Below are 11,231 nucleotides of genomic sequence, written 5' to 3'. Positions count from 1 at the left end.
ATTATCAACTTTTTTAATAATGAATTGTATGTTTTCGCCGACCATTTTGCAGAATATAGACGGCAATAATTACTAAAATAATTCCTAAAATTTCTGCCCAATTCAAGTTCAATTTAAAGAAGATCACACTTAAAATCGAAGTTGTAATTGGTTGAACGGCATCCATGATACTAACTACATCAGATGGGGCATATCTAGTTGCATGAAGCAAAATTCCAAATGGTAAAATCGTTCCGAATAACACCACTGTCGCAACTGATGCTACTAATGTGGTAGTAATATGTGGTGGATTGACCCAAAATGGCCGATAGAGGTTAAATAGGACTCCGGCAATCATCGTTCCCCAGCCGAGGACAACAATTGGCGGATTCTCATCAGCAGCTCGTTGTGGAAGGACAACATAGAATGCAGCTGTAATTCCAGAGCCCAACCCCCAGAGAAGGGATACAAATGGTAAAGCTAATTGAGTAAAGTTACCACGCGTAATACATAATGCTACCCCAATTAAAGCAACAACAAACGCAATAATATCACTCCTGAACGGACGACGATGCATAAAAACAATTCCACCTAACACAATAAAAAGTGGGGAAAGATACTGAAGAATTGTTGCTGCTGAGGCATTTCCTGTTTGAATAGCATAATAGAATGTAAGCAGGTTTGCCATCAATCCTAAAATAGCATAACTAATAACTGAAATAGCAGTTGCTCGTGTCTTAAATACGTTAAAAATCTTTTTTCCATATAAAAATACACTAATTACTAATAAAATTACTCCTGCTGAAAAAGTCCGCATTGAAAGCATCCATGTAGCAGGAATTGCTAAATTTTGTGAGATGAGTTGCAAAACGGTTCCGGATATTCCCCACATAGCGGAGGCAACCGCTGCCCATATAATTCCCTTCATTACTTGAGAAGAAGATTTTTCCATGTCAACCACCCTTTATTTAATTTTATTCGCCTAATTTATAAATCGGTATTTTAGGCTTTTTCAATGTCTTCTTTTCTGGCTTTTGTCCAACCTCTTTTCGCTGTTCAAACCTCTTTTCGTGCTCATTGATATCTCTTTCTGTCCGTAATCCCTGACGATCCCAGCTTTGTAGAATCCGGTCCATATATTGAAGATTTAGCGCACTATTCATTACTGCCTGCCGTAAAGCAAGTTTAATCATTATTGCTGAATAATTATCCTTATCCAACCAGTCATTAACAATTTGCAATTCCATTGATGAGAGGGGCCGGCCAAATTCGGCTTCTAGCTGATTAAATGTCTCAACCCGATTATTAGTATTTTCAACCTTAACCGTTGCCGCTTGGTCATTCTCATTGAGCAATGCTAATTTGTTGATAAGGAGCGAAAAATCATATATTGCATCTTCTTTGCCATCTTCCATTTTTCGCATCTTCTGTTCAACAAGATGGTTTGTCATCATCTGGTGAAGCTGTTCAAACACCTGCCGCTCTTTTGTTCCTAAGTTCTTTGCAATTGTGCGAACATCCGGATTCATTATTCCCCGATCTTGGTAAGATTTAAACTGAAGATATAAGACAAATTGAGAAGTTGTCATCCCCAGTTCTTTATAATGATAGAGCAATAAGTTGCTTATATTTGTTTCTCCCGCCTGCAAGTAATGCTGTAAAAGGCTTGCATCTGTCATTTAATCAGCCCCTCTCTTAACAAAATATTTTTGCAAAAGTAAAGAGACTGAGTAATCACAGCCTCTATTAGTTTCAGCTTTTATTAAAGATTATTAATATTTTGAACATATTGTCCAGTCTTAAAATTAATCAGATCATAGCAGAGATTTCCTTTTTGATTACGATATGTTACTTCCCAGACAGTCTTATCATTAAATACCCCAGGAGCAACTTTTAAAATTTCACGCGGATTGCGATTTGATTTTGTCATCGCCCGTGCTCTTGCAGCAGTAATCCCACTCGATTGTTTTAGGACCCTAATCTTGCCACCATGTTGGGGAACCATAACCAGAATCGGTTGGTTTTGCTGATTCTTACCACTAATCGTATAGTAAGTATTCTCCCGATTATAAATATAAAATTGGTCAGGAGACCGAAGATGAGCATATTTCTCGGCAAGTAAAATCGTCTGCCGTCGTGCTGAATTTCGTGGCTGATTGCTAACAGCAAAAACGCTCCACACTATTAATAAGATTAGTAAAATCGCAATCAAAAGGTTACGAATTGTCCGCATTGAGGAACCTCGACTCTGTTCACGCTGAACTTCACGCCGACTTTGCATATCTTTTCCCTCTTATCTCTTTAGTTTATTAGATTCTTATATGGCAATTGTTTTTGATTATACCAGAAATCAGTAATTAAAAGTTGATAAAGTTTAATTAACTTTGTCCTCTTTACCATTTTGTAAAAACTTCTGAGTAATTGAAATCAATTCAGCAGTTTTTTTGCTATTAACCGGTAAATCAAGGGGCAGACTACTCAAAATCGTCTTTCCATACCGCCTTGTCTGCAGTCGCGGATCAAGAACTACTGCCACCCCATGATCATCTTCCGTCCGTAACAATCGTCCAATCCCCTGACGTAACCGCATCGTTGCTTTTGGCAGTTCTGAATGATAAAACGGATTTTTACCCTGTTGCTGGAGTAACTTATTATGAGCCCGATTCATTATTTCATCAGGTGAATCGAACGGCAACCGCGTAATGATTAAGAGTTCAAGGGCAGACTCTGGTAAGTCTATCCCTTCCCAAAAACTAGAAGCACCAAGAAGGATCGAATTTTTTCCGCCACTAAACTGTTTTAAGATTTTATCACGATTACCCGTAATCCCCTGGGCTAAAATATCCCGCTGATCAAACAGATCCGTTTCGCGAAGTTGGCTATATACCTGCTCAATCATCACCAATGAGTTGAATAAAATCATTGTCTGATAATCAGCATTCTTCGTTAGTTGGTAAATCGTATCACTGAGATATTTAATATAGTCACTATTATTTTGCGCACTGGGTACTGGGGCATCTTCTGCAATCAATAATTTAGCATCCTGTTTGTAATTGTACGGGGATGCAAAGCGGCGCGTTAAAGTATTATTGCGCTCTAAATCTAACTGGTGGTAAAGGTACGGCGACCGTGGCGATGTAAACAATGTCGCCCCCACAAATAACGGTTGAGCAAAATATGGATAAACATTTTTTGTGAGGTAATGCGTTGCTTCCAATAGTCCCCCACTAAGCTGTAAGGCGCTTTGTTCACTTGATTGGCGAATGGTAATCCAAAAAGCAGCGGCCTCTCCCTGTTGCTGAAGCGTTTCATTAAATTCATTTAGTGTCTGATCGGCTTCACTTAATTTTGCAAGTTGACTTTGAAATTGGCTCATGAGGTAACGATCACTTAATAACCACCGGTCTGGCTGACTGCTAAACAGATGGCTGAGGGCAGAAAAATGAAGCTGCACATTGCTCAATGCTTGCTCTAGCTTCATCATCACGGGCCCACTAATATCTAAAAGAGACATCACTTGATCATTTTGCAGTGGTTGTTCAATTAATTCATTATCAGGATTACCAGTAGCACTTGCCATATATTCACGGTAAAGGGCTTGCTGGAAAAGGTCAACCGCTTCTTCTACTGCATTGAGGTCGCCACGAAGCAATTCAACATTATAACTACCTAGTGCCTGTTCGGCGAAAATATCGGTTAAGTTCCGGTCATTGCCATTATTAACTAACCCAGACATTATATGAATTGCTGTGCGCAATTTTTGAAAATTAAATGTTCGCCGTGATCGTTTTAAGATACTTTCGCTTAAGTGCTGAGCTTCATCGATTACTAAGTATGGGCGGCGAGTCCCATCCCCTAATTCCTGGGCATGAGCAACCAAGTATGCATGATTCGTAATAATAATATCTGCTTGATGAAGCCGCTTTTCCCGCCGAATGAGAAAATCATCATGGTAAAAGGCATTTGCTGGATTCAAGCTCCGAATACCCTGATGCCGAATTTCAGTAAAGTATGGCGACTGCTGAGAATTTAAATTAAGTTCATCAAGGTCCCCACTTTGCGTTGAAAGCAGCCATACTAAAATTTTAGCTTTTAACAACTGAACAAGCTTCGAATCTTCAATCACACTTAAGGAATGAACAAAACGGGCAATATCAATATAATGAGCGTTTCCCTTGATAATCACACTATTCATTTTAAAAGGCAACACCTTGTTTAGTTGCGCGATTGATGTATCAATAATTTGTTGCTGGAGGATATTGGTTGCTGTGCTGACGACAATCTTCTTATCAGGATATGCAACATAACTTAGCGGAAAAAGGTAGCCCAATGTCTTCCCTACTCCAGTTCCAGCCTCAACAATCATATTTTGGGGTTCATCATGAGTATAATTATTGTAAATGCTGTTCATCATTTTTGCTTGAACAGACCGTAGTCTCAACGTATCTCCATATAGCTTTTCCTTTGCCTTTTTAGTGGAAGGATATTTATACTTTTCCCGCTGACTATTAGCAGTGATTGGCCGCGATTTATGAAGAACAATTCCGTGGGAGACATACAGCTCTTCGCTTAATGGCTGAGGCGATTTACGTCGACGCTGTAACTCAGCATCAAAAACCCCGGCTGTTTGCTGAGGTAAGTTGAGCTTCAACTGAGTAATCTTTTCAAGCGTAAGCGTTGGTAATTCTTGAATTCGTTTTAACAAATCATTAAGTAAGTCTGCTGTTGCCTCAGCGTCTGACACTGCACTATGAGGGTGATCATGCTCAATGTGCAACGAACTAGTTAAATCTCGTAAACGGAAACTCTTTGCAGTAGGAAGAAGAATCTGACTAAGGGTCACAGTATCGATTGCTGGAATTGACAATGAAGGATATCCAGCTCGCTCTAATTCTGCATTTAGGAAAGGAAAGTCAAAATTAACATTGTGAGCCACAAAGGTCGTTTCCGCCAGCAAGCTATAAATAGTTCCAGCAATGTCTTCAAATAAAGGTGCTTTTCGTACGTCTTTATCTTCAATTCCTGTTAATTGAACAATTGAACGAGGAATTTTCTCTCGTGGATTTATTTTTGTTTCAAAGTGATTTATGATTTCGCCATCTTGAACGAGAACACAACCGATTTGAATGATTCGATCACCATGATTAACATTCGTTCCGGTCGTTTCTAAATCAACAACTGAGTAGATTGGCGCTTTCTTGTCACGCTTTTTTGTGCGCTGACTACTACGCTGTGTCACACTATCACCATATTTCTCCGAAGTTATTATATAAGTTATTAAATATTCTAAACTAAATGATACACCATTCTACTATAAATTTCTCATTTTTACACGAATTGGCCTTTCTTTGTGCTAAAATGTTTAGATTTGGTAACATCCACAATCGTTTTTAGCTAGAATCACTGTTTTATGCTATGATTAAGTTTGAATTTTTATGTAGAAAGTAGGTTACGATGGTGAAACAACAAGGGATTGGTACTAGCCATGCGAAAATCATTTTAATGGGAGAACATAGCGTAGTATACGGTCAACCGGCAATAGCCTTACCATTGCCAAGCGTTCAATTATCAGTTACGCTCAGCAATCGCCAAGATAACCAGCGAATTATTAAAAGCCGTTATTATCATGGTAGTTTAAAAAATTTACCTTCTTCCATGATTGGAATTAAAGAATTAATTGATACTTTATCTGCAAGGTTTAATGACCAAGAAACTGGTTGGGACTTAAAAATTGAAAGTCAATTACCTGCAGAACGAGGAATGGGGTCGTCTGCTGCCAGCGCGATTGCAATTATTCGGGCATTCTTTGACTATTATGATGAACCGCTTGATCGAACATTATTGCTTCAGCTTGCAGATGTTGAGGAACAAATTACACATCGTAGTCCATCCGGTTTAGACGCTGCTACTGTCAGTTCAGATAAACCGCTTTTTTATGTTAAGGGGCGGATTGGGATACCAATTGAAATGAACCTTGATGCTTCTTTAGTAATTGCTGATACTGGAAAAAAAGGTGCTACTAGGGAAGCTATTTTGGCAGTTAAAGATGAACTGAAAAATAACAACGAAAAAGCTGAGGAACATATTAAGCACCTCGGTGAATTAGTAAACCAAACAAAAGACTATCTTGTGCAAAATGATATTGTAAAATTAGGCGACGCTCTTAACTTTGCGCAAACTGATTTAGCCGCTCTTAACGTGTCAGACCCATCATTAGATCACCTTATTCATGTCGCACGTGATAATGGTGCTCTTGGTGCAAAACTAACTGGCGGCGGTCGCGGTGGTTGCATGATTGCCTTAATGCAAACAGCTATGGGAGCTCGTCGCCTTGCAAGCATCTTAAAAGAGAACGGGGCGCATGATATTTGGCTTCAACCACTTGATAAGCGAGGTAATAACTAATGGCAACTGCAAAAGCACATACTAACATTGCGCTTGTTAAATATTGGGGGAAGAAGGATCAAGAATTAATCATTCCACAAACCGACAGTCTCTCCCTTACGCTTAATGAGTTTTACACCACTACTACCGTAAATTTTGATAATCACCTTACTTCAGACTTAGTTGCCATCGATCAACAGACACTCAGTAAGCAAGCGGCTAAAAAAGTAGTTCATGTTCTAGATATTGTTCGGCAACTAAGTGGAATAAAATCTTTTGCACGCGTAGAGTCAATTAATCATGTTCCAACTGCAGCCGGCCTTGCCTCTTCAGCTTCTGCCTTTGCCGCTTTAGCAGGTGCAGCCAGTGCTGCGGCCGGATTAAATCTCTCAAGACGTGATCTATCACGACTGGCCCGGCGCGGATCCGGTTCAGCAACTAGATCTATTTATGGTGGACTGGTTGAATGGCAAAAAGGGACTGACGATGCATCCTCATTTGCACAACCAATTTTAGAAAATGTTGACTTTCCAATTGAGATGTTAGCAGTCTTAGTTGATACAAAAAAGAAAAAAGTTTCCAGTCGCACTGGAATGCAATCCAGTGTTGAAACTTCACCCTACTATGATGCCTGGCGCCAAGTGGTAGCGAATGACATGGTTGCCATAAAGCAAGCTATTAAAGCAAAAGATATTGACCAAATCGGCCATATTGCTGAAGAAAATGCCCTTCGGATGCACGCACTTACCTTTTCAGCCGACCCCGGTTTTACCTACTTTAATGGTGAAACGCTAACCATCATTAAAGCAGTGGAAGACTTGCGCAACCAGGGAGTAAACTGCTATTATACGATGGATGCTGGTCCGAACGTCAAAGTTATTTACGACCGAGGAAACCGGAGTAAAATTGTTGAAGAATTAAGCAATATCGTTGGCCCAGAACGGTTGATGGTTTCACAACCGGGACCTGGAATAAAGATTTGGAATGAATAAAATTTAATGATAAGGGGACTTTAAATTTTGATTACTGAAAAAGCTCCCGGTAAATTGTATATTGCCGGTGAATATGCTGTTGTTGAAAATGGTTATCCTGCAATTTTAGTTGCATTGGATCAGTTTGTTACCTGTACGATTGAGGAAAGTGTGCAAGAAGTTGGCCAAATTATTAGTCGCCAATATAATAACGATCAACTATCCTGGCGACGTTTAGGAGACCAAATGGTAGTTGACAAACGTGACAATCCTTTTTCTTACATTCTTTCTGCTATTAAGGTTACAGAAGAATATGCTCGTACTTTTAGTCGCGACTTACGAATATTTAATATCCATATTGACAGTCAATTAGACAGTGCTAATGGTCGAAAATATGGTCTTGGTTCCTCTGCGGCTGTTACTGTAGCAACTGTTAAGGCCCTTTGTCGGTTCTATAATTTGCCCGTTAACAAGGACCAAATCTTTAAATTAGCTGCAATTGCCCATTTTGAAGTTCAAGGAAATGGTTCGTTGGGGGATGTTGCCGCTTCTGTATACGGCGGTTGGATTTCCTACCATTCATTTGATCGGCAGTGGCTTGCTCAACAACGTAAGTACCTTGACCTAAAGACGATCATTGACTTACCTTGGCCTGATCTTAATATTGAGTCTCTAACCGCTCCCAAAAACTTAGAGCTTTTAATTGGCTGGACTGGTAAACCAGCATCAACTTCCCAACTTGTTGATAAAATTTCTCTTTTTAAAGCCCGTCGCCAAACTGAATATCATCATTTTCTTGAAAAAAGTAAATCGTGTATCCAACGAATGGTTGATGGTTTTCATTGTCAAGATCTTGAAGCAATTAAAAATGAAATTCGTTATAACCGTGACCTCTTAAAACAACTGGGCACTAATTCAGGGGTAAACATCGAAACCGAATCATTATCTAAGCTTTGCCAAATCGCTGAATCTTTTGGCGGCGCCGCTAAGACTTCTGGTGCCGGTGGCGGTGATTGTGGGATCGTCGCTATTGATAGCAACTCTAACTTTGGGAATGTCTTAAAGAGTTGGGCCAAAAACCATATCGAACAACTTCCTTTATCCGTACACTTTATCGATAACGCAAAAAGTTTCAAGAAATCTGTTAAGCACCATCTTTCTTACATTCACAAGTAGATCAAAGGAGGCTCCATGATGGAATCACGTCATGCCCAACGAAAAAACGAACACCTTTCATTAGCTGCCAAATATTATGACCAGGTTCATCAACACCATTATTTTGATCAAGTGCGTCTAATTCATGATAGCTTGCCTGAAATGACAACAGATGAGGTTGATTTGCATGTCCAATTAGCTGATAATTTAGAAATTGAATGTCCTTTTTATATTGAGGCAATGACTGGCGGAAGTGATCAAGCCCTTAAAATCAACCAGCAACTTGCTCAATTAGCTCATAAACACCATTTGGCAATGGCAACGGGATCTCTCAGTATTATTTCAAAAGACCCTCAATCCTTTTCGTCTTTTGAGATAATCCGCGAAGAAAATCCAGATGGCATTATTTTTGCAAATTTAAGTGCAAATGCCAGTCTTGACCAAGCGATAAATGCTATTTCCCTTCTGAAGGCAAATGCCCTTGAACTGCATATCAATGCGGCCCAAGAACTAATTATGCCTGAGGGGGATCGTGATTTTAACTGGTTAGATAATATCCAGTATCTTATCAGTGAACTCGAAGTCCCTGTTATTGTAAAAGAGGTTGGCTTTGGAATGAGCAAAACGACGATTGCCAAGCTGCAAACTCATGACGTTCACCTCATCAATGTTAGTGGACGTGGTGGGACAAACTTTGCGGCGATTGAGAATCGGCGTAACCATGAGATTAATTTTGAGAGTTTATTGGACTGGGGACAAACAACTCCCGAATCACTATTGGAAGCTCATTCAATTCGGCGCGGTAAAACTGAAATTATTGCCTCTGGCGGAATTACTTCTCCCCTCGATATTATCAAGGCTGGTGTATTAGGCGCCCGGGCAGTTGGTGTTGCCGGTTACTTCCTCAATATTCTTCAAAATGAAGGCTATGAAGCATTAGACCAAACGCTCGGTGAATGGCAAGTGATTGTTAAACGCTTGCTCGCGCTCCTTGGTTGCTCATCATTTACCGAACTTTCACGTGTTGAATATGTTTTAGGAACGGACTTGCTATCATATGCTCGTCAACGACACTTACGCTAACCTAAATAATTGAAATTCCTATTAAGATTGATACAATTGATTTAATAATTAAAGGTTTGGATGGTGATTGAAGTGAATAAAATTAATTGGAGTAAATCAATTACAGTGGGTATAACGGCTGGTCTGGTTGCTGGTCTTGTTAAACTCGGTTGGGAAAATATTCTCCCACCACGGACACCAGAGCGAGATCAAACAAACCCACCGCAAAAAATGCTTGAACAATTTGGCGTTCCGGCACAGATCACACACGCCACTTATACCTATTCCGGCCAACAGTTGCCATGGGTAAGCTATGTTGTTCACTTTAGTTTCTCAGCTGGCTTTGGAGTTCTCTATAGTATCGGCGGACAGTTGGCACCGTGGATCAAAAAAGGTGATGGAGTACCATTCGGGATTGCTGTTTGGGATTTCTTCCATCTCAAGCTAATGCCATTAATGGGAACAGTGCCTGCTGCAAAAGATCAACCACTTGAAGAACATGTTTCTGAATTTTTGGGACATGCAATCTGGATGTGGACGATTGATGCATTAATAAAAAGTAAAAAATAATAAAAATCCGAGAAAGATTTTCTCGGATTTTTATTATTTCGTCGTTTGTAAAATTAAGTTAGAAAAAGTAAAAAGCCATTTGTGATAGACTTTTGAATATTCCTAATCAAAAGAAAGGCAATCACAAATGACCTATAAACATCTTACCACACGTGAATTAACTCTCATAGCTGATTTTTGGTATCAAGGTACTAAAGCTTATCGGGCTGCTAAATTACTTCAGCGTAGTCAAGAAACCATCTATCGTGTTTATCGTTTCCTCAACGACGGTAAAACCATCGACCAATATCTTCAGACTTATCAGCGACATAAGCGTCGTTGTGGTCGGAAGCAGACCCAACTGCCAACTATCGAAGTTAACTATATCCATGCGCAAATCAAGGCAGGTTGGACTCCTGATACTATTATTGGTCGTCATGAACACCCAATTAGCTGCAGTATGCGCACCCTTTATCGCATGTTTGCCCGCAATCAGTATGGCTTTTCCGTTAAACAGCTACCGATGAAAGGAAAACGCCATCCCAATGGCTATGTGGAACATCGTGGTAAAGCTGGCCAATTAGGACGCAGTATCTATCAACGATATCGTGATTTTCCGCATTACCAACATGAATTTGGGCACTTTGAAGCTGATACAGTTCAAGGTAAAGCTCACCGCGGAGCGGTAATGACGCTAGTAGAGCGACAATCCAAAGTAATGATTGTCCTTAATATTCATCATAAAACAGACGAAGCAGTGAATTGCCAGCTTGATCAATGGCTCGCTAAACTGCCACGTCACTTTGTTAAATCAATTACTTTTGATAACGGGAAAGAATTTGCTGGATGGCGAGAAATAGCCAATAAGTATGATCTTCACACCTATTTTGCGGAAGTCGGTGCTCCCAATCAACGAGGGTTAAACGAAAATAATAACGGCCTCTTGCGTCGTGATGGTCTTAGTAAAAAGCTAGATTTTCGCGATTTACCAGACGAACTAGTCACTCAGCTAATGCATCGTCGCAACAATATCCCACGAAAATCTCTAAATTATCGTACACCATTAGAAGTATTCTTGAGTCATGTCACAGAAGAACAACTTTCACCTTTTTTCTAATTTAAATTGACATT

10 protein-coding genes are annotated in these 11,231 nt (G+C 39.8%); 6 read left to right on the top strand and 4 right to left on the bottom strand.

The window, feature by feature from the left end; genetic code table 11:
* Nucleotides 1-13: 13 nt before the first annotated feature.
* The 4 genes from SH603_RS05865 to SH603_RS05850 form a co-directional block, all read right to left on the bottom strand.
* Nucleotides 14-931 (bottom strand): DMT family transporter, encoded by a 918-nt coding sequence (locus tag SH603_RS05865; RefSeq protein WP_003667879.1) that lies wholly within the window; start codon nt 929-931, stop codon nt 14-16.
* A 22-nt stretch (nt 932-953) separates the two neighbouring features.
* Nucleotides 954-1,658: a DnaD domain-containing protein gene (locus SH603_RS05860; protein WP_169471213.1), complete on the bottom strand. Its 705-nt coding sequence runs from the start codon at nt 1,656-1,658 to the stop codon at nt 954-956.
* A gap of 83 nt (nt 1,659-1,741) precedes the next feature.
* Nucleotides 1,742-2,260, bottom strand: coding sequence for a DUF5590 domain-containing protein (locus SH603_RS05855; RefSeq protein WP_169472806.1), 519 nt, complete (start codon nt 2,258-2,260; stop codon nt 1,742-1,744).
* A 93-nt stretch (nt 2,261-2,353) separates the two neighbouring features.
* Nucleotides 2,354-5,218, bottom strand: coding sequence for a helicase C-terminal domain-containing protein (locus SH603_RS05850; RefSeq protein WP_321534213.1), 2,865 nt, complete (start codon nt 5,216-5,218; stop codon nt 2,354-2,356).
* A gap of 215 nt (nt 5,219-5,433) precedes the next feature.
* Here SH603_RS05850 and mvk point away from each other — a divergent pair, with 215 nt between their 5' ends.
* The 6 genes from mvk (at nt 5,434) to SH603_RS05820 (ending at nt 11,217) form a co-directional block, all read left to right on the top strand.
* A complete protein-coding gene (gene mvk, locus SH603_RS05845; protein WP_169471211.1) occupies nt 5,434-6,384 on the top strand; it encodes a mevalonate kinase in 951 nt (316 codons plus the stop codon).
* A complete protein-coding gene (gene mvaD / locus SH603_RS05840) occupies nt 6,384-7,355 on the top strand; it encodes a diphosphomevalonate decarboxylase (protein ID WP_169472803.1) in 972 nt (323 codons plus the stop codon). Before mvk ends, mvaD begins: the two co-directional genes overlap by 1 nt.
* Before the next feature lie 27 nt (nt 7,356-7,382).
* A complete protein-coding gene (locus SH603_RS05835) occupies nt 7,383-8,510 on the top strand; it encodes a phosphomevalonate kinase (RefSeq protein WP_321534212.1) in 1,128 nt (375 codons plus the stop codon).
* Between the two features lie 15 nt (nt 8,511-8,525).
* The gene (fni, locus tag SH603_RS05830; protein ID WP_169471208.1) at nt 8,526-9,572 is read left to right on the top strand and encodes a type 2 isopentenyl-diphosphate Delta-isomerase; all 1,047 of its coding nucleotides are present in this window, start codon (nt 8,526-8,528) and stop codon (nt 9,570-9,572) included.
* 60 nt (nt 9,573-9,632) lie between these two features.
* On the top strand, nt 9,633-10,121 hold the full coding sequence (locus SH603_RS05825) for a DUF1440 domain-containing protein (RefSeq protein WP_113896465.1): 489 nt from the start codon (nt 9,633-9,635) through the stop codon (nt 10,119-10,121).
* A 127-nt stretch (nt 10,122-10,248) separates the two neighbouring features.
* Nucleotides 10,249-11,217 (top strand): IS30 family transposase, encoded by a 969-nt coding sequence (locus tag SH603_RS05820; protein WP_003668074.1) that lies wholly within the window; start codon nt 10,249-10,251, stop codon nt 11,215-11,217.
* The last annotated feature ends 14 nt before the right edge of the window (nt 11,218-11,231 follow it).

The organism is Limosilactobacillus reuteri (assembly GCF_034259105.1).
GTDB classification, from domain to species: domain Bacteria; phylum Bacillota; class Bacilli; order Lactobacillales; family Lactobacillaceae; genus Limosilactobacillus; species Limosilactobacillus reuteri_G.
The sequence above is the reverse complement of the archived record's forward strand: the minus strand, read 5'-3'. Positions and strand labels throughout refer to the sequence as shown.

Coding starts and splice junctions, on each gene's coding strand:
- fni (WP_169471208.1), top strand. CDS start 8,526: ATGATGGAATCACGTCATGCCCAACGAAAAAACGAACACCTTTCATTA.
- mvk (WP_169471211.1), top strand. CDS start 5,434: ATGGTGAAACAACAAGGGATTGGTACTAGCCATGCGAAAATCATTTTA.
- SH603_RS05820 (WP_003668074.1), top strand. CDS start 10,249: ATGACCTATAAACATCTTACCACACGTGAATTAACTCTCATAGCTGAT.
- SH603_RS05865 (WP_003667879.1), bottom strand. CDS start 931: ATGGAAAAATCTTCTTCTCAAGTAATGAAGGGAATTATATGGGCAGCG.
- SH603_RS05860 (WP_169471213.1), bottom strand. CDS start 1,658: ATGACAGATGCAAGCCTTTTACAGCATTACTTGCAGGCGGGAGAAACA.
- mvaD (WP_169472803.1), top strand. CDS start 6,384: ATGGCAACTGCAAAAGCACATACTAACATTGCGCTTGTTAAATATTGG.
- SH603_RS05825 (WP_113896465.1), top strand. CDS start 9,633: ATGGTGATTGAAGTGAATAAAATTAATTGGAGTAAATCAATTACAGTG.
- SH603_RS05855 (WP_169472806.1), bottom strand. CDS start 2,260: ATGCAAAGTCGGCGTGAAGTTCAGCGTGAACAGAGTCGAGGTTCCTCA.